This is a genomic window from Luteibacter mycovicinus (assembly GCF_000745235.1).
GTDB classification, from domain to species: Bacteria; Pseudomonadota; Gammaproteobacteria; order Xanthomonadales; family Rhodanobacteraceae; genus Luteibacter; species Luteibacter mycovicinus.
In genome coordinates, this window is record NZ_JQNL01000001.1 from 575,058 (window position 1) to 595,927 (window position 20,870).

The 20,870-nt window shown below is 65.0% G+C and carries 17 protein-coding genes; 8 read left to right on the forward strand and 9 right to left on the reverse strand.

The annotated features are described in order from the left end of the window. Positions 1–8: 8 nt before the first annotated feature. The 6 genes from FA85_RS02510 to pilH all read left to right on the forward strand — a co-directional run bounded on the left by FA85_RS02510 (position 9) and on the right by pilH (position 7,956). Complete coding sequence (locus tag FA85_RS02510) at positions 9–2,861, forward strand: 2-oxoglutarate dehydrogenase E1 component (RefSeq protein ID WP_036112319.1); 2,853 nt, start codon at positions 9–11, stop codon at positions 2,859–2,861. Positions 2,862–2,868: 7 nt separating this feature from the next. Continuing rightward, positions 2,869–4,068, forward strand: coding sequence for a 2-oxoglutarate dehydrogenase complex dihydrolipoyllysine-residue succinyltransferase (gene odhB, locus FA85_RS02515; RefSeq protein ID WP_036112315.1), 1,200 nt, complete (start codon positions 2,869–2,871; stop codon positions 4,066–4,068). A gap of 112 nt (positions 4,069–4,180) precedes the next feature. After that, positions 4,181–5,608 (forward strand): dihydrolipoyl dehydrogenase, encoded by a 1,428-nt coding sequence (gene lpdA / locus FA85_RS02520; protein ID WP_036112313.1) that lies wholly within the window; start codon positions 4,181–4,183, stop codon positions 5,606–5,608. A gap of 159 nt (positions 5,609–5,767) precedes the next feature. Further along, complete coding sequence (locus tag FA85_RS02525; RefSeq protein ID WP_036112310.1) at positions 5,768–6,358, forward strand: LOG family protein; 591 nt, start codon at positions 5,768–5,770, stop codon at positions 6,356–6,358. 56 nt (positions 6,359–6,414) lie between these two features. Continuing rightward, the gene (locus tag FA85_RS02530; protein WP_036112307.1) at positions 6,415–7,407 is read left to right on the forward strand and encodes an acrylyl-CoA reductase family protein; all 993 of its coding nucleotides are present in this window, start codon (positions 6,415–6,417) and stop codon (positions 7,405–7,407) included. A gap of 183 nt (positions 7,408–7,590) precedes the next feature. Continuing rightward, positions 7,591–7,956, forward strand: a complete 366-nt coding sequence (pilH, locus tag FA85_RS02535; RefSeq protein WP_036112304.1) for a twitching motility response regulator PilH — start codon at positions 7,591–7,593, stop codon at positions 7,954–7,956. A 91-nt stretch (positions 7,957–8,047) separates the two neighbouring features. Here the strand turns inward: pilH and FA85_RS02540 are convergent, their stop codons facing one another. Continuing rightward, a complete protein-coding gene (locus FA85_RS02540; RefSeq protein WP_036112301.1) occupies positions 8,048–8,965 on the reverse strand; it encodes a DnaJ C-terminal domain-containing protein in 918 nt (305 codons plus the stop codon). A 92-nt stretch (positions 8,966–9,057) separates the two neighbouring features. Next, positions 9,058–9,510, reverse strand: coding sequence for an Hsp20/alpha crystallin family protein (locus tag FA85_RS02545; RefSeq protein WP_036112298.1), 453 nt, complete (start codon positions 9,508–9,510; stop codon positions 9,058–9,060). A gap of 158 nt (positions 9,511–9,668) precedes the next feature. Here FA85_RS02545 and FA85_RS02550 point away from each other — a divergent pair, with 158 nt between their 5' ends. Continuing rightward, positions 9,669–10,151 carry a peroxiredoxin gene (locus tag FA85_RS02550; RefSeq protein WP_036112295.1) on the forward strand — a complete coding sequence of 161 codons (483 nt, stop codon included), beginning with the start codon at positions 9,669–9,671 and terminating at the stop codon, positions 10,149–10,151. A gap of 409 nt (positions 10,152–10,560) precedes the next feature. On the opposite strand, the gene gyrA is transcribed toward FA85_RS02550, so the two are convergent. The 7 genes from gyrA to FA85_RS02585 all read right to left on the reverse strand — a co-directional run bounded on the left by gyrA (position 10,561) and on the right by FA85_RS02585 (position 20,036). Continuing rightward, complete coding sequence (gene gyrA, locus FA85_RS02555; RefSeq protein WP_036112292.1) at positions 10,561–13,215, reverse strand: DNA gyrase subunit A; 2,655 nt, start codon at positions 13,213–13,215, stop codon at positions 10,561–10,563. 139 nt (positions 13,216–13,354) lie between these two features. Next, positions 13,355–13,768: a GtrA family protein gene (locus tag FA85_RS02560; protein ID WP_239739775.1), complete on the reverse strand. Its 414-nt coding sequence runs from the start codon at positions 13,766–13,768 to the stop codon at positions 13,355–13,357. Further along, positions 13,765–14,778 carry an S-methyl-5-thioribose-1-phosphate isomerase gene (gene mtnA / locus FA85_RS02565; protein WP_036112290.1) on the reverse strand — a complete coding sequence of 338 codons (1,014 nt, stop codon included), beginning with the start codon at positions 14,776–14,778 and terminating at the stop codon, positions 13,765–13,767. The genes FA85_RS02560 and mtnA overlap by 4 nt, the downstream gene beginning before the upstream one ends. 90 nt (positions 14,779–14,868) lie before the next feature. Next, positions 14,869–15,936 carry a class III poly(R)-hydroxyalkanoic acid synthase subunit PhaC gene (locus FA85_RS02570; protein WP_036112288.1) on the reverse strand — a complete coding sequence of 356 codons (1,068 nt, stop codon included), beginning with the start codon at positions 15,934–15,936 and terminating at the stop codon, positions 14,869–14,871. Further along, positions 15,933–16,988 carry a poly(R)-hydroxyalkanoic acid synthase subunit PhaE gene (locus FA85_RS22620; protein ID WP_051943481.1) on the reverse strand — a complete coding sequence of 352 codons (1,056 nt, stop codon included), beginning with the start codon at positions 16,986–16,988 and terminating at the stop codon, positions 15,933–15,935. The genes FA85_RS02570 and FA85_RS22620 overlap by 4 nt, the downstream gene beginning before the upstream one ends. A gap of 41 nt (positions 16,989–17,029) precedes the next feature. Continuing rightward, complete coding sequence (locus FA85_RS02580; protein WP_051943479.1) at positions 17,030–19,387, reverse strand: glycoside hydrolase family 3 N-terminal domain-containing protein; 2,358 nt, start codon at positions 19,385–19,387, stop codon at positions 17,030–17,032. Between the two features lie 82 nt (positions 19,388–19,469). After that, positions 19,470–20,036 carry a TetR/AcrR family transcriptional regulator gene (locus FA85_RS02585; protein ID WP_036112285.1) on the reverse strand — a complete coding sequence of 189 codons (567 nt, stop codon included), beginning with the start codon at positions 20,034–20,036 and terminating at the stop codon, positions 19,470–19,472. Between the two features lie 77 nt (positions 20,037–20,113). Here FA85_RS02585 and FA85_RS02590 point away from each other — a divergent pair, with 77 nt between their 5' ends. Next, positions 20,114–20,863 carry an SDR family NAD(P)-dependent oxidoreductase gene (locus FA85_RS02590; RefSeq protein WP_036112282.1) on the forward strand — a complete coding sequence of 250 codons (750 nt, stop codon included), beginning with the start codon at positions 20,114–20,116 and terminating at the stop codon, positions 20,861–20,863. Positions 20,864–20,870: the final 7 nt, after the last annotated feature.

The following is a 20,870-nucleotide window of genomic DNA, read 5'->3' on the forward strand; positions in this document are numbered from 1 at the left end:
GTGGTGACGTGAGCGCAAACCTGATCCGCGAGTTTTCCGAATCCTCCCAACTCGCCGGCGGTAACGCCGACTACGTAGAGCAGATCTACGAATCCTGGCTGGCCGATCCCGGCTCCGTCACGGCCGAGTGGGATGGCTATTTCAAGACGCTGAAGGGCCGCGAGGCCGGCGACGTCGCCCACTCCGCCGTGATCGCCCGCATCGAGGCCGCGCAGAAACAGCGTCGCTCCGCGGTCGCCGCACCCGCCGTCGGTTCCGCCGACGATGCCTATGCGCAGAAACAGGCCGGCGTCCTCCGCCTGCTGACAGCCTATCGCTCGCGCGGCCACATTTCCGCGCAGGTCGACCCCCTCGGCCTGACCGTCTCGGACGTCGACACCCCGGACCTCGGTCTTGCCTTCCACGGCCTCTCCGACGCCGACCTCGGCACCGAATTCGACGCGGGCACCTTCGCCGGTGGCGGCCAGCGCATGACCCTGCGCGACCTGCTGGCGAAGCTCAAGCAGATCTACACCGGCACCATCGGCGCCGAGTTCATGTACATCTCCGACTACGACCAGCGGTCGTGGATCTACTCGCGTCTCGAGAAGGCCGCCGGTTCGCCGGGACTGCAGAACGCCGAGAAAGTCCGCATCCTCGAGGCGCTCACCGCCGCCGAGGGTCTGGAGCGTTACCTGCACACCAAGTACGTCGGCCAGAAGCGCTTCTCGCTCGAAGGTGGCGACAGCCTGATCCCGATGGTCGACGACGTCGTCCGTGCCGCCGGCGACAACGGCGTCAAGGAAGTCATCATCGGCATGGCCCACCGCGGCCGCCTCAACGTTCTGGTCAACATCCTCGGCAAGGCGCCCTCGCAGCTCTTCAACGAGTTCGAAGGCAAGTTCGAGCATGACGACAGCGCCATCCACACGGGTGACGTGAAGTACCACATGGGCTTCTCCACCGACGTCAAGACACCCAACGGCGGCGTCCACGTCGCGCTGGCGTTCAACCCGTCGCATCTGGAAATCGTCAACCCGGTGGTCGCCGGCTCGGTGCATGCGCGCCAGTCGCGTCGCCGCGATGTCGCGCGCGACAAATCGCTGGCCGTCCTGATCCACGGCGATGCCGCCTTCGCGGGCCAGGGCGTCAACATGGAGCTCCTGCAGATGTCGCAGGCGCGCGGTTTCGCCATCGGCGGCACCTTGCACATGGTGGTAAACAACCAGGTCGGCTTCACCACGTCCAAGCGCGAAGATTCGCGCTCCACGCTGTACTGCACCGATCTGGCCAAGATGGTCAACGCACCGGTGTTCCACGTGAACGGTGACGACCCGGAAGCGGTGATCCAGGTCACCCGCCTGGCTTACGAGTTCCGCAAGCAGTTCAAGAAGGACGTGGTCATCGACCTCGTCTGCTACCGCCGTCACGGCCATAACGAGGCCGACGAGCCGGCGGCGACCCAGCCGCTGATGTATCAGATCATCCGCAAGCGCCCGACCACGCGTGACCTCTACGCGCAGTCGCTGGTCAAGTCCTCGACCATCGGTGCCGACGACGGCCAGAAGATGCTCGACGATTACCGCGCCCGCCTGGAAAAGGGCGAGCCGCTGATCGCGATCGATCCGAACCCGACGCGCGACATCCCGGTGGACTGGAGCCGTTTCCAGAACAACAAGCTGTCGATGTCGGTCGACACCGGCGTGCCGCGCGAACAGCTCGGCAAGGTGCTGGATGCGCTGCTCGACATTCCGTCCGACGTCACCCTGCACCCGCGCGTCGCCAAGATCTACGAAGACCGCCGCAAGATGGCCGCCGGCGAGCTGCCGGGTGACTGGGGCTTCGCCGAGAACCTCGCTTACGGCACGCTGATCGCCGAGGGCAACGACCTCCGCGTGGTCGGCCAGGACGCCGGCCGCGGTACGTTCTTCCACCGTCATGCCGTGTTGCACGACCAGAAGAGCGACGACACCTACCTGCCGCTGTCCAAGGTGCGCGCCGACGCCCGCGTCGACGTCATCGACTCGCTGCTTTCCGAAGAAGCCGTGATGGCCTTCGAGTACGGCGAAGCCACCACCTCGCCCGATCAGCTCACCATCTGGGAAGGCCAGTTCGGCGACTTCGCCAACGGCGCCCAGGTCGTCATCGACCAGTTCATCAGCTCCGGCGAAGCCAAGTGGGACCGCCTCTGCGGCCTGTCGCTGTTCCTGCCGCACGGTTACGAGGGCCAGGGTCCGGAGCACTCCTCCGCGCGCCTCGAGCGCTTCCTCCAGCTGTGCGCGCTGGACAACATGCAGGTCTGCGTGCCGACCACCCCGGCGCAGGCGTTCCACATGATCCGTCGCCAGCAGGTGCGCCCGGTGCGCAAGCCGCTGATCGTGATGACGCCCAAGTCGCTGCTGCGCCACAAGCTGGCCGTCTCCTCGCTGGACGAACTCGCCCACGGCCAGTTCAAGCTGGTGATCGGCGAGCATCGCGAGCTGGTCGCCAGGAAGGTCCAGCGCGTCGTGCTGTGCTCTGGCAAGGTCTATTACGACCTGCTCGAAGACGCCGAGAAGCGTGGCCTGACCGATGTGGCCATCGTCCGCGTCGAGCAGCTCTACCCGTTCCCGCGCCCGGAAGTCTCGGCCGAACTGGAAAAGTATCCTTCCGCGAAGGAAGTGGTCTGGTGCCAGGAAGAACCGATGAATCAGGGCGCCTGGTTCCAGATCCGTCATCACCTGCAGGCCTGCATCGGGTCGAAGCAGAGCCTGTCCTATGCGGGACGCTCGCGCTCGCCCTCGCCGGCCGCCGGTCACCTCAACACCCATATCGCCGAACAGACGGCGCTCGTCGAGCAAGCGCTCGTCGCGCCCGTCGGCACCGATCACGCAGCGGAGTAAGACAAGCATGTCCATCGAAGTCAAAGTCCCGGTCCTGCCGGAATCGGTCTCCGACGCGCTCATCGCCACCTGGCACAAGAAGGCCGGTGATGCGGTCAAGCGCGACGAGAACCTGCTGGATCTCGAAACCGACAAGGTCGTGCTCGAAGTGCCCTCGCCCGTCGACGGCGTGCTGAAGGAAATCAAGTTCGAGGAAGGCGCCACGGTCACCAGCAGCCAGGTCATCGCCGTGATCGAGGAAGGCGCCGCCGCTGCCGCGCCCGCGCCGGCCGCCGCTGAGGCACCGAAGGCTGAGAAGACCGATGCCGCCGCCGCGCCCCAGGGCGTCGATGAGCTCTCGCCCGCCGGCCGTCGCGTCGCCGTGGAAGAGAACATCGACCCGTCCAAGGTCGCCGGCACCGGCCGCGATGGCCGCGTGACCAAGGAAGACCTGGTCAACGCCGGCAAGGGTGGCTCCGCCGCTCCGGCCGCCGCCGCCGCTCCGGCCGCCAAGCCGACGCCGGGTTCGCGCCCGGAAGAGCGCGTCGCCATGACCCGCATCCGTACGCGCATCGCCGAGCGCCTGATGCAGTCGAAGAACTCCATCGCGATGCTCACCTCGTTCAACGAAGTGAACCTCGCCGAGGTGGTCAAGCTTCGTAAGTCGCTGGGCGAGCAGTTCGAGAAGGCCAACGGCGTCAAGCTGGGCTTCATGAGCTTCTTCGTGAAGGCCGCGACCGAAGCCCTCAAGCGCTACCCGGTGATCAACGCTTCGGTCGACGGGTCGGACATCATCTACCACGGCTACCAGGACATCTCCATCGCCGTCTCCACCGACAAGGGGCTCGTGACCCCGGTGCTGCGCGACGTGCAGGACATGTCGTTCGCCGACGTCGAGAAGGGCATCATCGGTTACGCCAAGAAAGCGCGTGACGGCAAGCTCGGCCTGGATGACCTCCAGGGCGGCACCTTCACGATCACCAATGGCGGCACCTTCGGTTCGCTGCTCTCCACGCCGATCGTCAACCCGCCGCAGAGCGCCATCCTGGGCATGCACACGATCAAGGAGCGCCCCATCGTCGAGAACGGCCAGGTCATCGCCGCCCCGATGATGTACATCGCCCTGTCTTACGACCACCGGATCATCGACGGCCGTGACGCCGTGCTGTTCCTGGTCGACATCAAGAACCAGCTGGAAAACCCGCAGCGGATGCTGCTCGGCCTGTAATGATCGGCTGAACGTCACACGTGAAGGCGGGAGTCGAAAGACTCCCGTTTTCGTGTTCCGACCCCATATTGGGCGGTAGCCAACTACCGCAGAAACATCCGGAGCAAGAGCTATGAGCGACAAGTTCGACGTCATCGTCATCGGTGCGGGTCCCGCGGGCTATGTGGCCGCGATCCGCGCCGCGCAGCTGGGCCTGAAGACCGCCGTGGTCGACGCGTTCGTCGGCAAGGACGGCAAGGCCGCCCTCGGCGGTACCTGCCTCAACGTCGGTTGCATCCCGTCCAAGGCGCTGCTGGATTCGTCCAAGCAGTTCCACAACCTGACGCACAACTTCAAGGACCACGGCATCACCGCCGAGAATCCGAAGATCGACATCGGCACGTTCATCGGCCGCAAGGACAAGATCGTCAAGCAGTTCACCGGCGGCGTGACCATGCTGTTCAAGGCGAACAAGGTCACCTCGTTCTTCGGCAAGGGCAAGCTGCTCAAGGGCAACGAAGTCGAAGTCACCGGGAACGACGGCACGGTCTCGACCATCTCGGCGACCAACGTCATCCTCGCCTCGGGCTCGGTGCCCATCGAACTGCCGTTCGCCAGGTTCGACGGCAAGCACATCATCGACAACGCCGGCGCGCTCGACCTGACCGACGTACCGAAGCGGCTCGGCGTGATCGGCGCCGGCGTCATCGGCCTGGAGCTGGGCAGCGTGTGGAAGCGCCTCGGCGCCGAGGTCACCGTGCTCGAAGCGCTGCCGAAGTTCCTCGCCGTGGCCGACCAGGACATCGCCAAGATGGCCGCCCGCGAGTTCGCCAAGCAGGGCCTCGACATCAAGGTCAATGCCAAGGTCACCTCCGCCGAGGTCAAGGGCGGCGAAGTGCACCTGGGCTACACCGACAAGGACGGCGCCGCGCAGTCGCTGGTCGTCGACAAGCTGCTGGTGGCCGTGGGCCGTCGCGCCTACACCGCCGGCCTGCTGGCAGACGATACGGGCGTGAAGCTCGACGAGCGTGGCCGCATCGTCGTCGATGAGCACAACCACACCGGTGTCGACGGTGTCTGGGCCATCGGCGATGCCGTGCGCGGCCCGATGCTGGCACACAAGGGCTCCGAAGAAGGCGTCATGGTCGCCGAGCTGATCGCCGGCAAGCCGGGTCACATCAACCTCGACACCGTGCCCTGGGTCATCTACACCGAGCCGGAAATCGCCTGGGTCGGCAAGACCGAAGAGCAGCTGAAGGAAGAAGGCATCCCCTACAAGACGGGCGCATTCCCGTTCGCCGCCAACGGTCGCGCTGTCGCGATGAACGAGGGCATCGGCCAGGTCAAGATGATCGCCCACGCCGAAACCGATCGCATCCTCGGCGTCCACATGGTCGGCCCGGTCGTCTCCGAGCTGATCCATGAGTGCGTCGTGGCGATGGAGTTCAAGGGCTCGTCGGAAGACCTTGCCCGCATCGTCCACGCTCACCCGGCGCTGTCGGAAGTCGTGCACGAAGCTGCCCTGTCGGTCGACAAGCGCGCTATCCACAAGGGCAACTAAGCCTGCGTGAAACGAGCCCGCCCCTGCGAGTAGCATGGGCGGGCTTTTTCGTTCCAGAAGCGGCGCCTTTGTAGGAGCGCGCCCCGCGCGCGATGGATGTCATCGCAAGCCCCATCGCGCGCAGGGCGCGCTCCTACAAATACGTTGGAGGCTTTTTTTATGCGTGACATCAAATCGCTGTGCGTTTACTGCGGATCCAACAGCGGCTCGCACCCCGAATACACCGAGGCGGCCATCGCCTTCGGGACACGGATGGCGAAGGAAGGCATCGCCCTGGTTTACGGAGGCGGCAAGGTCGGTCTGATGGGTACCGTGGCCGACGCCGTGCTTGCCGCGGGCGGCCGTGTCATTGGCGTCATCCCGCGCCAGCTGGTCGAGAAAGAAGTCGCGCATACGGGCCTCTCCGAGCTGCAGGTGCTCGAGACCATGCACGAGCGCAAGACGCGTATGTACGAACTGTCCGATGCCTTCGTCGCCCTGCCCGGCGGCTTCGGCACGATGGACGAGATGTTCGAGATGCTGACCTGGGCGCAGCTAGGTCTGCACAGCTATCCCTGCGCCTTCCTCAACGTGCGTGGCTTCTACTCCCACGTGTCGGCGAGCATGGACCACATGGTGGCGGAAGGCTTCGTCAAGCCGAACCAGCGCGAGCAGGTCTGGTTCGGCGACAGCATCGACGCGCTGTTCGACTGGATGAAGCACTACGAGTCGACCTACACACCCAAGTGGATCACCAAAGACGCCGTGTAGGAGCGCGCCCCGCGCGCGAAAGCCCCACGCAGCCACCGCCAGGAAAGACGCCGCCGATGCCCCTCATGAAAGCCTTCCGCATCCACAGCGACGACACCGGCTATCGCGCCGGCGTCGAAACCATGGACACCGAAGCCCTGTCACCCGGCGAGGTACTGGTCAAAGCCGAGTGGTCCTCGGTGAACTACAAGGACGCCCTCGCCGGCACCGGTAAGGGAAAAATCCTGCGCAGGTTCCCATTGAACGGCGGCATCGACGTCGCCGGCACGGTCGTCGCATCCACCGACACCCGCTTCAGAGAGGGTGACAAGGTGCTCGCTACCGGCAGCGGCCTCTCCGAGACCCGCGACGGCGGCTACGGCGAATACGTCCGGCTTCCGGCCGATCTGACCATTCCCCTTCCCGCCACACTTACCACGCGCGAGGCGATGATCCTGGGCACCGCCGGCTTCACCGCCGCGCTGGCGCTGCTGCGCATGACCGACAACCGGCAGACGCCGGACCTCGGCCCGATCGCCATCACCGGTGCCACGGGCGGCGTAGGCATGCTCGGCATCGATATCTTCGCCCGAGCCGGCTATCAGGTGCACGCGATCAGCGGTAAAGCCGACCGCTTCGACTTCCTGCGGGGGCTCGGGGCGGTCGATTGCCTCGATCGCCACGCACTGAGCTTCAGCGGCAAGCCCATGGAATCGGCAAAATACGGCGGCCTGCTCGACAACGTCGGCGGCAAGACCCTGGCCGGCTTCCTTCCGATGATCGCGTCCTACGGCAACGCGGCGATCTGCGGCCTCGCTGGCAGCCCGGACCTCACTACGACAGTCATGCCTTTCATCATCCGCGGGGTCAGCGTGCTGGGTGTAGCGTCCGCCGGTACGGGCCGGGCCATTCGCGATGAGGTATGGCAACGCCTGTCCAGTGACTGGAAACCACGCCATCTCGACACCATCTGCACGAAGGAGCTGGCACTTGAAGACGTGGCGAGCGTTTTCGACACCATGCTCGAGGGCGGTTCCTTCGGTCGAACCGTGGTCAGGATTGGCGGTTAAGTCGCTGTCCCGGAAGGTTTACGCCGCCGCACCATTGATACGGGCGCAGCGGTCGGTAGAATGGCGCATCGCCAGAGGCGCAACGCGCGACAGAATTACGTCGCCGTGGTTATCGAAGACGTTCGCCCGGATGGCGCACGTCACCAAGGAAAACGCATCGGGCATCGACCCGGGGGAAAGTGAATGGCTCGCATCCTGATCGTCGACGATTCGCCGTCGCAGTTGCTGGGAATCAAGCGCATCGTCGAGAAACTGGGCCACGAGGCCATCACCGCCGAAGACGGCGCCCAGGGCGTCGAAGTGGCCAAGCGTGAAATACCCGACCTCATCCTGATGGACGTCGTCATGCCCAACCTCAATGGGTTTCAGGCCACGCGCACCATCAGCAAGGAAGAAACGACCAAACACATCCCGATCATCCTGGTGACCACCAAGGATCAGGACACCGACAAGGTGTGGGGCCTGCGCCAGGGCGCGCGTGCTTACGTCGTCAAGCCGATCAAGGAAGACGAGCTGGTCGCGGCTCTGAAAGAGCATCTGCCAGGCTGATCCACCCTGACGGCTGTCGAGCGGGTCTGCTCAAGGAGGCTGGCTCCGTTGGGAGCCAACCCCGTTGGCGTAAAAGCAGCCCGCGAAGGTCTTATCCCTTCCGCGGATCGAACCCCGCGAACGCATCCTTGAACTCCGCATAGGCCGCCTGCTCTTCATGAGTCTCAGGCACCGGCACGCGTATCTCCAGCACGACGATCTGGTCACCCGGCTCCGAACCCGGCAACCCACGACCCTTCAGCCGCAGCTTGCGGCCCGACTGCGAGCCCGAGGGAATGCGCAGGTCCACGTGACCGCCCAGCGTCGGCACGGGCACCGTGGCACCCAGCGCGGCCTCCCAGGGCGTAATCGGCAGCGTATGCGTGACCGTCCGCCCGTCCAGCCGGAATCGCGCGTCGTCGCGGATGCCGATCTCCAGCAAGAGATCGCCTGACGGGCCACCGCCCATACCCGGGTGACCCTGCCCGCCGAGCCGGATGGTCTGTCCCGGCGTGATACCCGCCGGAATCTTTACCTCGAGCACGCGCTCGCCGCCGTTGGAATCGTTGAGCACGACCCGGGTCTTGCCGCCGTTGAAGGCGGTCTGCAGATCGGTCTCGATCCGCGCCTGGATGTCACGCCCGCGACGGGCCTGACTCTGCTGCTGACCACGACCGCGACCCGCGCCGCCGAACAGGCTCTCGAAGAAGTCGCTGAAGTCGCCGTTGCCGCGGCCGCCCATGTCGCCGAAGTCGAACCCACCACCACCCTGACCAAAGCCCGGCGGCGGACGGAACTGCTCGCCCTGGCGATAGCCGCCGGCGCGGAACTGGTCGTACTGACGACGCTTCTCGGGATCCTTCAGGGCCTCATTGGCCTCGTTGATCGCCTTGAACTTCTCTTCGGCACCCGCCTCTTTGTTCTTGTCCGGGTGGTATTTGCGGGCAAGCTTGCGGTACGCCGCCTTGATCTCGGCGTCGGTCGCGTCGGGCTTGACCCCTAATGCTTCGTAGTAATCCTTGAACTCCACAGGCTCTCCCGGGCTTGTGTCGACACCATTAAAACGAAATGCCCGCGGCGGACAGCGTCCACCGCGGGCCTGACCTGCAAGCTTAGAGCGAATCAGCCCACGGCGTTAACTACAATACGCCGAGGAGCGCTTTCCGCCTTCTTCGGGATGGCGATTTCCAGCACACCGTGGCCTCCCGACGCGGTAATACCTTCGGCATCGGCGCTTTCCGGCAGGGTGAAGCTACGCTTGAACGCACCCACCGTCCGCTCGACCCGGCTGAACTTGCCCTCGGTCTCACTGGCGAATGCCTTGCGCTCGCCCTTGATGCTGAGCACGTTCTTTTCCATCTGGATGTCGATGGCGGCCAGATCCACACCCGGCACATCGGCGAGGATCAGGAAGCGACCGGCTTCCTCACGAATGTCGACACGCGGCGCCCACGCGCTCTCGGCCTGGCTGGCCGGCGCGGGAATCTCGTTGCCGAAGAGGTGATCGAAGACGTTGCGGACATCGCTGGCGAACACCGGCGCACGACGGAACGACACCTGACGAAGCTGGTTCATCTGTTTGACTCCCAAGAAGTTTTTCGGCCCGTGGCCGTCTGCGAAGAAAGATATGACCGACCCGGCGCGATTCAAGAGGGCGACAGTTGCGGTTCCCGCCGCTTCAGGGAAATGGCCTTCACGTACACTCGGGGCTTTCCTCCACGAAGGACCTTGCCATGACCATCGCAGTTGGCGACCGCATTCCCGAGGGCACCCTTACCGTCTTCAAGGAAGGTATCGAAACCGTGACCAGCACCGACGTGCTCGGCCAGGGCAAAGTCGTCTTGTTCGCCGTCCCTGGCGCCTTTACCCCCACCTGCTCGAACAAGCACCTGCCCGGCTACATTCAGCACATGGAAGATTTCCGCGAGCGCGGGGTCAAGGTCGCCTGCCTGTCGGTGAACGACGCCTTCGTGATGCACGCCTGGGGCGAGTCGCAGGGCGTCCCCGAGGACCTGGTGATGCTGGGCGATGGCAATGCCACGTTTGCCAAAGCGCTGGGCCTTGAACTCGACGGCACGAAGAACGGCATGGGCATTCGCGCAAAGCGCTTCGCCATGTACATCGAGGATGGCGTGGTGAAGGTGCTGAATGTCGAGGCACCAGGCGAGTTTCGTGTGTCGATGGCCGAGACTGTCCTGGCTGCGATCGACGCCTGAGCGTTGTGGCGTAAGCCGCGTCCTGCGCACGGGCTCGGCTTCGCCGTCGCGTTGGCTGTTCGCGCTGAGGGATGGGCGCCGTTGGGTGCCATTCTCGTCGCTAAGTCCTCCTTCGGCCTACGCCTACGTGCGGAAGCGCTCCGAGAACGACACCCAACGGCGCCCTGCACCCCATGAGGCAGCGGATAGAAAAGCATTGAGCAAAGCTACGTGACGTATCGCCGCGCGCCACTGCGCTCGCCTCCCAACCCGCCGCATCGTCGGAAGGGAGTTGTCGGCTGCCGTTTCCTGGAGCGATTCCGCACGTAGGCGAAGGCCGGAGGAGGACTTAGCGACAGGAAGCGGCAGCCGACGACTCCCCCGCCTCGACGCGCGAAAAAAAACCCCGCGTCTCCGCGGGGTTCTTCTTTTAGCCTTCCGTCGGCTCAGTCGGCTCGTCCGGGTCACCCTCACCCGTCGGCCCACTCTCCACCGGCGGCAGATCGGCCGCGACGTCACCGTCAACCGTCACGTCACCCTCGCCTTCGATCTCGAGCTCTTCCTCGGCCTCGAGACGGACGATACCGATCAGGGTCTCGTCCTTCGGCAGCTTGATCAGCGTGACGCCCTGCGTGTTACGGCTGAGCTGGGAGACTTCCGAGACGCGCGTACGCACCAGCGTGCCCTGGTCGGAGATCAGCATCAACTGCTGGGCCTCGGTGACCTGCGTGGCGGCGACCAGCTTGCCGTTACGCTCGGAGCACTGGATGCCGATGACACCTTGCGTGCCGCGGCCCTTCTTCGGGAACTCCTCGAGCACGGTCCGCTTGCCATAGCCACGCGCCGTTGCCGTGAGGATATCGCCCTCGCCCTTCGCGACGATCAGCGAGACGACTTCGGTGTCTTCGGCCAGACGCATGCCGCGCACGCCGGTGGCCGTACGGCCCATCGAGCGCACGGTGCCTTCGTCGAAACGCACGACCTTGCCGTTGGACGCGAACAGCAGAACGTCGCTTTCGCCCGAGGTCATGGCCACGTCGACCAGTGCATCGCCCTCATCGAGGTTGATCGCGGCCTTGCCCTTCTGCAGCTGGAACGCGAATTCCGTGAGTGGCGTCTTCTTGACCGTACCGTTGCGGGTGGCAAAGAACACGAAGCAGGTCGGGTCGTAATCGCGCACCGGCAAGACGGCCTGCACCTTCTCGCCCTCACCCAGCGGCAGCAGGTTGACGATGGGCTTGCCACGCGCGCCAGGACCGGCTTCCGGCATCTGGTAGACCTTGAGCCAATAGACGCGACCGGTGCTGGTAAAGGTCAGCAGCGTGTCGTGCGTGTTGACCACCCACAGCTGCTGCACCACGTCTTCGTCTTTCAGCGCCGAGGCCGAACGACCCTTGCCGCCACGCTTCTGCGCCCGGTACAGGCTCGCAGCCTGACGCTTGATGTAGCCGGTGTGCGACAGCGTGACCACGACGTCTTCCGGCGCGATCAGGTCGAGGACGTTGAGGTCTTCCTGCGAGTGCTGGATCTCGGTGCGACGGGCGTCGCCGTAATCCGTGCGGATCTGCTCGAGCTCGCCACGAATGACTTCGAGCAACACCGCCGGGTTTTCGAGAATCTCGATGAGGCCACGGATGGCTTCGAGGATTTCCTTGTATTCGTCGGAGAGCTTTTCCTGCTCCAGACCCGTGAGGCGATGCAGACGCATCTGCAGGATCTCCGTCGCCTGGGCTTCGGACAACTGGTAGCCGTCGTCACGCAGTCCATCGCGCGGATCCATGTCTTCCGGACGCGACGATGCCGCACCGGCGGCATCGAGCAGCGCCTTGACCAGGCCCGGCTCCCAGCGACGGGCGACCATACGCTCGCGTGCTTCGGTCGAGGAAGCCGACGTGCGGATCAGTTCGATCATCTCGTCGATGTTGGCGAGCGCGACCGTCAGGCCTTCGAGGATATGCGCGCGCTGACGCGCCTTGCGCAGATCGAAGATGGTGCGACGGGTGACGACTTCGCGGCGGTGACGGATGAACGCCTCGAGGATGTCCTTGAGGTTGAGCAGCTTCGGCTGGCCATCGAGCAGCGCGACCATGTTGATGCCGAACGTGACCTGCAGCTGCGTCTGCTGGAACAGATTGTTCAGCACGACGTCGGCCATCGCGTCACGGCGGATCTCGATGACCACGCGCATGCCGTCCTTGTCGGACTCGTCGCGCAGCTCGCTGATGCCTTCGAGCTTCTTTTCCTTGACCAGCTCGGCGATCTTCTCGATCAGACGCGCCTTGTTGACCTGGTACGGCAGCTCGTGGATCAGGATCGTCTCGCGGCCGTTGGCCTCGGTTTCGATCTCGGCGCGGGCGCGCACGAGGATGCGGCCACGGCCGGTACGGTAAGCCTCGACGATGCCCGACGAGCCGTTGATGATGCCGGCGGTCGGGAAATCCGGGCCCGGAACGAAGGTCATCAGCTCGTCCACACCGAGCGAGGGATCCTCGATCAGTGCGAGTACGGCGTTGATCACCTCGGTCATGTTGTGCGGCGGGATGTTCGTCGCCATGCCGACGGCGATACCGGCCGAACCGTTGACGAGCAGATTGGGCACGCGCGCGGGAAGGACCAGCGGCTCGCTTTCGCTTTCGTCGTAGTTAGGCCCGAAATCGACGGTCTCCTTGTCGATGTCGGCGAGCAACTCGTGCGTGAGGCGCGACATGCGCACCTCGGTGTATCGCATGGCTGCGGCGTTGTCGCCGTCGACCGAACCGAAGTTACCCTGGCCGTCGACCAGCATGTAACGCAGCGAGAACGGCTGAGCCATACGGACGATGGCGTCGTATACCGACGAATCGCCATGAGGATGGTATTTACCGATCACGTCACCGACGACGCGCGCCGATTTCTTGTAAGCACGGTTCCAACCGTTACCGAGTTCGTTCATGGCGAACAGAACGCGTCGATGCACCGGCTTCAGGCCGTCGCGGACATCGGGGAGTGCGCGGCCGACGATGACGCTCATGGCGTAATCGAGGTAGCTCTGACGCATCTCGTCTTCGATGTTGACGCGGATGATTTCTTTGGCGAGTTCTGCCATCAAACGGCTTCCTGGATGTCCATCAAAATGCCCCCGTCGCCCGCATGTGTCGCGGTATGGCGACGCGGTCGACCCAACCCATCGATGATATCACAACCGAAGCCGAAAAGACAGCGAAAAACGGCGTAAAAACAATGACTTACGTAAGTGTTTTCGGCGCACGGAAAACCAGGGTCCTGGCGAACAGATAATTCGCCGTCGCCCCTGCCGCGGAGCCGAACGCGACAGCCACCGCCGGCCACGGGCGAAGGCCCGGAAACGCCTGCAGCACCAGCAGATACACGCCGTTGTTGATCACCGCGCCGACGGCCATCAAAGCCATCCAGTGCAGCCATTCCGCGCGTGCCGTGCGACCGGAATCGCGATGCGCGAAGGTGTGCCGGCTGTTCCACCACCAGGTGAACGTCGCGGCGGACAGGAACGACACGATGCGTGCCGTGTAGACGTTCCAGCCGACGAAGCCGACCAGTGCCTGCGCCATGCCCGCATCGACGCAGAGACCGAGCACGCCGCCCGCCGCGAACAGAGCGACCTCGCGGCGGATGTGCTTCACGGAAACAGGATCCGCATCTGCTCTTCGTCGGGCCTCAGGATCACGCCGCGCTCGGTGACGATCGCGTCGATCAGCTCGGCGGGCGTCACGTCGAACACGGGGTTCCAGGCGTCCGCACCTTCAATGACGGTGCGCGTGCCGGACATCGACAGGAGCTCGGCCGCATCACGCAGTTCGATCTCGATATCGTCGCCGTTGGCCGTCGCCATGTCGACCGTCGTCGACGGTGCCACGACCATGAACTTGACACCATGATGCCGCGCCGCGATGGCCAGCTGGTAGGTACCGATCTTGTTGGCCGTGTCGCCGTTGGCCGCGATGCGGTCGGCACCGACGATCACCCACTTCACCTTGCCGTCCTTCATCAGGTGCGACGCGGCGGAGTCGGCGATCAGACGTGCGGGGATGCCGTCCCGAACGAGTTCCCACATGGTCAGACGGGCACCCTGCTGCCACGGCCGCGTTTCACCGGCGTAGACCTGCTCGATCTGGCCGGAAGCGACGCCGGCGCGAATGACGCCGAGCGCCGTGCCGTAGCCGGCCGTCGCGAGAGAACCCGTGTTGCAGTGCGTGAGTACATGCGACCCGGGCTCGATCAGCGCAGCGCCGAGTTCGCCCATGTGACGATTGGCGGCGAGATCCTCGTCCTGAATGGCTTGCGCCTCGCGTTCGAGTGCGTCCGTATCGGCCCCATCGAGGATGCACCGGTTCATGCGATCCAGCGCCCACATCAGGTTCACCGCCGTGGGCCGCGCGGCGCGCAGAGTCGCGAGGGCCGCGGGCAGGTCTTCGCCGGCCTTCGCCGCCAGTACCACGCCCCAGGCGGCCGCGATGCCGATGGCCGGCGCACCGCGCACGGCGAGGTCGCGAATGGCCGTGGTCACCTGATCGGACGTCGTGCTGTCGAACCAGATTTCCTCGGCGGGGAGGCGGCGCTGATCGAGCAGGCGCAGACGGTCGCCGTGCCACTGCACGGCGCGAATGGAGTCATGGGAGGCGGTCGTATTCATCGCAGCATTATCGCATTCCCACCGGCCGGACGGAGCCAGCGCGGGAAACCTGCGCAGTCGCCACCCGGGTCGTGCGCCGACCGGGAGGACTCAGCGATCCGCCAGCCACTCATGAATGGCCGGGGGCACCAGCTTCTGCGCGCGGCCCGACACGTAGATACCGATGTGACCGCCCTGGAAGGCCAGCGCCGTGTAATCGGTGCTTCCGATCGCGTCCCCGAGCGGTTTCGACGCGGCAGGCGGCACGAGGTGATCCTGCTCGGCGTAGATGTTCAGCACGGGCTGCGTGATGTTTTTCAGGTCGATGCGGTGGCGGCCGACCTTCGCCTCGCCCTTGATCAGAAGGTTCTTCTGGAAGAAGTCGCGCGCGAACTCGCGGAAGGCCTCGCCCGCCTGATCCGGCGAATCGAAGATCCACTTTTCCATGCGCAGAAAATTTTCGACTTCCCGGGGATTATCGAGGACGTCGACCAGGCCCACGTATTTCTGCTGATTGAGCCGCACGGGTTTCAGCGTCAGGTAGGCGAAGTTCATCAGGTCGGCGGGGATGTTGCCCATCGTGTCGACGAACAGGTCGATGTCGACGTTACGCGCCCAGTGCGACAGCATGTTGTCCGGCGTATGGAAGTCCACCGGCGTGACCATGGTGACGAGGTTGCGGACCTTTTCCGGATGCAGCGCGGCGTAGCAAAGAGAGAACACCCCGCCCTGGCAGATGCCGAGCAGGTTCAGCGATTCGTCGCCATGGCGGTCGCGAACCGCGTCCACGCAGCGATCGAGGTAGCCGTCGATATAGTCCTCGAGGGTGAGCCAGCGATCGGCGCCGTCGGGGTAACCCCAGTCGATGAGGTAGACGTCTTCTCCCTGATCGAGCAGGTTGCGCACCATCGAGCGGTCTTCCTGCAGGTCGACCATCCACGGCGTGTTGACCAGCGCATAGCAGATCAGCAGCGGCGTTTTCGCGGTGGGCTTCTTCTCACCCCTGAAGTGCCAGACGGTGAGCTTGTCTTCGGTATAGACGGCTTCGCGCGGAGTCGTACCCAGTTCGATGGGGCCGACATGTCTGAGCGTTTCCATGCCGGCTTCGAGCTTGCGGCGGAACGCATCGACCTCGGCCTGTGCGCGGGCGGGATCGAACGAGAACGGGTTATCGGTCATCGGCTGCCGCCCCGGGAGGTGGCTTTCCTGGCCGTGACTTTTTTAGCGGCGGCTTTTTTAGCTGCGACTTTCCGGGGTGCGGTCTTTGAGGGTGCGGTCTTTGAGGGTGCGCCCTTTGAGGGCGCCGTCTCCACGGGTGCCGATGTCCTGGGCTCGGCCTTCTTCGGCTCACCACCGCGCAGCGATGCAATCTCCGCCTTCAGCGCCTCGACTTCAGCCGCCACGCCCTGCAACTGACGCAGTTCACGACGCACCGCCTGCAGCCGCTCGCCGAGACGATCGACCTCGGTTCGCGTCGGCATGCCCGTCTGTACCGCAAAGCGCTCGACCTGCTTCTGTTGCAGCAGCCTGAGGCGCATCTGCGCATTCACCAGGGACGCATAGACGTCCTTGAATTCTTCCGACAGCGCAGCCTCACCGTAACTTTCCTCGGCGAGGTTCACCCAGCGGTCGTACACCGAGCGCATGGAGTCCGCGTCCGTCGGCGGCGCCTGCTCGCGGAGCGCCGCGCCGGCGCGATCCTGCACACCCTGCAACAGCGTCTGGTAGCGCTGGTAATGTTCCGCGTAGTCGATCCAGGCGCGCAGCAAGGCCTGCTGTTCTTCCTGCTGTTCACGCGTCAGGCCGAAGGCGGGCATCGACAGCGTTTCACGCGCGACGCGCGCCCAGTCATCGAAGGTCTGCGTACCGGGCTGGGCGGAAGCCCCGGGAGGCGCGCCATAGCCGAACGGTCCCGCTCCGGCGGCGCCTGCGGCGAACGGTGGCATGCCCGGACCGCCTGCGCCGTAAGGCATCGGACCCGGTCCCGTGGCGCCGAAGGGCGGCATGCCGCCCATGGAAAACGGCGGCGCACCGGCGGGCTCGCCCGACGTGAACGAACGCATCCAGTCACCGTAGCCGCCCAGACCGCCAAACATGCGGCTCATGATGTCGGCAGGAGGCACTCCGGGAGCGGTATCGCCCTTGGGATCGAACTGACGGGACCACGCCTCCAGGCCGTCGCGCACGAGGGCCTGGTACTGGTCAATGAAATCGTGGGGTTTATCGGCCATGGGTCTATGTTACGGCACCCGTCGGGCCGCTGCGCCCCGGATCAGGGGGCGATCGTGAACACCGCCTCCTGCTCGGCCCGCGAGCTGCCACCGACCCATACCGTGTACCGGGTCGCCTCGACCACCTGCCTGCTTCTCGCATTCCAGAAGGACAGCTCCGGGAAGCCGAGCTGGAAGGACACCCGCTTCGACTCACCCGGCTGCAGGGGCACCCGTTGGAAGCCCTGCAGCCCGCGCACCGGCTGGGAAACACTGGCGCCGACGTTGCGCACGTAGAGCTGCGCCACCTCCGTCGCAGCACGACGACCCGTGTTCGTCACCGTGGCCGTCACGGTGACGAGGTTTCGCGCATCGGACCGATTCGCCTCCGCCAACGGCACGGACGCGCGCGAGACGCGGACGTCCGAATAACTGAACGTCGTGTACGACAGGCCGTGACCGAACGGATAGAGCGCATCGTTGGGTGCGTCGATATAACGCGATACGTAGGTCGTGTCGTGCGAGGGTGGCAGATGCGTATCGATATCGCCTGCGGGACGCCCGGTCGGCAGTGCGTTGTAATACAGCGGCTCCTGCCCTTCCGTGTACGGGAAACTCATGGTCAGCTTGCCGCTCGGTGCCACATCGCCGAACAGCACATTGGCCACCGCGTTACCCGCCTCGGCACCCGGGAACCACACCGCCATGATTGCCGGTACATGCGCGTCCGCCCAGGCAAGTACGAGCGGGCGCCCGGAGAACACCAGCAGCACGACGGGCTTGCCGGTGGCTACCACCTGCTCGAGCAACTTCTGCTGATTGCCGGGCAGCCCGAGGTGCGCGCGGGCGCCGGCCTCACCGCTCATGTGAGCGGCTTCGCCCAGCGCCATCACGACCACGTCCGCTTGCGCGGCGGCCTTGAGCGCCTCGGCAAAACCGGCGTCGGAATCGTCGTCGATCCCGGTGCCCTTCGCGTAGATCAGCTCGCCGCCCTGCGCTTTCATCCGGCCGGCGAGCCCCTTGCGTACCGTGGTGAAGTCATCGAACGTGCGCGCCCCACCCCACGGGCCCTGCATCTCGCTGACCGCATCCGCCAACGGACCGATCAACGCGACCTTTCGCGCACCGGGACCGAGCGGAAGCAAGGGCGCGGTACCCACGCGGTCGTTCTTCAGCAACACGAACGACTCCTCCGCCGCACGACGCGCCAATGCGTGGTTGGCCGCCACGGGCGCCTTCAGCTCAACGGTGCGTGCATAGGGATGCTCGAAAAGACCCAGCGCGAACTTCACCCGCAGGACGCGACGCACCGCCTCGTCGACTGTCGCCATCGAGAGCTTGCCCTGCTCCAGCAAGACCGGAATCTGGGTGTCGTAGTAATGGCTCATCATGTCCATCTCCACACCCGCCTCGAGCGCTTTGCGCGTCGCGGCAGCCGCATCGGACGCGATGCCGTGGTGAGTCAGTTCCATGATCGCCGTGTAGTCGCTGACGACGAAGCCGTTGAAGCCCCACTCCTTCCGCAGCACATCGGTCATGAGGTAGGGATCGGCGGTGGCCGGCACGCCGTTCAGCGCGTTGAACGCACTCATCATCGTCGCCGCACCCGCTTCGACCGCCGCGCGATACGGCGGCAGATATACCTGGCGCAGGCGTACGTCGGACATGTCCGTCGTGTTGTATTCCCGACCCGCTTCGGCGGCACCATACGCGGCAAAGTGCTTTACCGAGGCGGCCACGCTATCCGGGCTCGCCAGGTCATCACCCTGATACCCGAGGATGTACGCGCGCGCCATGGCGGAGCCCAGGTAGGCGTCCTCTCCCGCGCCTTCCGCCGAACGCCCCCAACGCGCATCGCGCGAGATATCGACCATGGGTGAGAACACCCACTTCACCCCGCCGCCGGTCGCTTCCAGCGCAGCCATCCGCGAGAGGTCCTGCACGAGCCGCGGATCCCATGTCGCCGACAGTGCGAGAGGGATGGGATAGATGGTGCGGTAGCCGTGGATGATGTCCGCGCCGAACAATAACGGGATGCCAAGACGGCTTTTCAGAGCGGCCTCCTGAAAAGGCCGCGTCTTTTCCGCGCCGACCAGATTGAGTACCGATCCCAGCTGGCCTCGGCGCGCCAATGCCATCGTGTCGACCTGCGTACGCGTTTCGGGATTGGGCGCGAAGGCGTCGTTATCGCCGCCGGCCGACGCGCCCTGGGCCGCGTACTGGACCAGCTGACCGATTTTCTCCTGCAACGTCATACGCGCGAGGAGTGCGTCGACCTTGTTCCCGATATCGGGCGAGGCGATCTGCGCATTGGACGGCCTGGCAGCCATGTCCGCAGGCAGCGCCGTGTCGGCCGCGACGGGTGCCGTGGCGGTACCGAGCAACGCGACGCAGAGAGTGAGGCGAACGGTGTAAGGCATGACGGCTCCGGAAACGATAACCGCCCGAGACTGCCAGCGAAACGTTTACATCGCCATCGGTGCGCGTCGCGGATAAGCGAATTCAGCGCGCCCCGAAACCCCCGAGAAACAGATCGACCCGATGTGCGATCCGTGCCTTCACGGACGCATCCTGCTCGACGGCGAGCGAGATGGCCATGATCACGCAGACCAGATCGCCGATGGTCACGTCCGGGCGCATGACGCCCGTCTCCTGCGCCCAGTTGAGCAGCCGGCACCCTTCCGCCGTGCTCGCGTGGCATCCCGGCGTTTCGCTTCGCAGCACCGCGCCCAGCGTTGCCGCCAGTCCCCGGTAGTGCGTCGTATGAGCGACGAGTTCGGTGACAAACATCCGGATGGAGGCCATGGGGCCGAGCTCGTCACGCTGACGGCTGGCATCGGCGATCGCCAGAAGACGCTCGTCACTCATGGCCGCGAGAAGGTCTTCCCGGGTGGGGAATCGACGGTAGAGCGTACCGATGCCGACGTTGGCGCGCCTGGCAACCTCCTCCAGCGAGGCATCCGCACCGCGCTCCACGAAGACGGCTTCGGCGGCCTCGAGAATCCGCGCGCGGTTACGGGCCGCATCCGCGCGCAGCGGCGCCTCGTCACTGACCATCTTCTTGTTCATCGACGCCCTCGATTGCAAAGCGGATGATGCCTCCATATAGTAAGTGGAGCAATCCTCCACTTATACAAGGATCAGATATGGCAACGCGGTTTGAAAACAAGGTCGTCGTCATCACGGGCGGCAGCGAGGGCATCGGTCTCGCCACGGCGCGGCAGTTCGCCGCCGAGGGCGCGAAGGTCTATATCACCGGACGCCGACAGGACCGTCTCGACGAGGCGGTGGCCACGATCGGCCACGGGGCGGTCGGCGTCCAAGGCGACGCCTCGAACCTGGACGATCTCGACCGGCTATACGACCGGGTGAAGCGGGACCACGGCAAGCTGGACGTCGTTTTCGCGAACGCCGGCGTGGCGGAAGTCGAACCGCGACCCGTGGGATCGATCGACGAGGCGGGCTTCGATCACGTCTTCGGGCTCAACGTGCGCGGCCTGCTCTTCAGCGTGCAGAAGGCGCTTCCCCTGCTGCAGGACGGTGGCGCGATCGTCCTCAACGGCTCGGTTGCCGGCAGCAAGGGTTTCCCGGGCCAGTCGCTGTACAACGCGAGCAAGGCGGCGGTCCGGTCGTTTGCGCGCAGCTGGACGACAGACCTGAAGGACCGGGGCATCCGGGTGAATGTCGTGTCGCCAAGCGGCACCGAGACGACGCCGATGCGTCGCTATCTCGAGGCACGCCCCGGGGTAGAGGACATCATCAACCAGATGGTGCCGATGGGACGGCTGGGGCTGCCGGATGAGGTCGCACGGGCGGTGCTTTTCCTGGCGTCCGGCGAGAGCAGCTATATCGCCGGCACGGAATTGTTTGTAGATGGGGGGTCGATGGCGGTGTGAGGCTCGG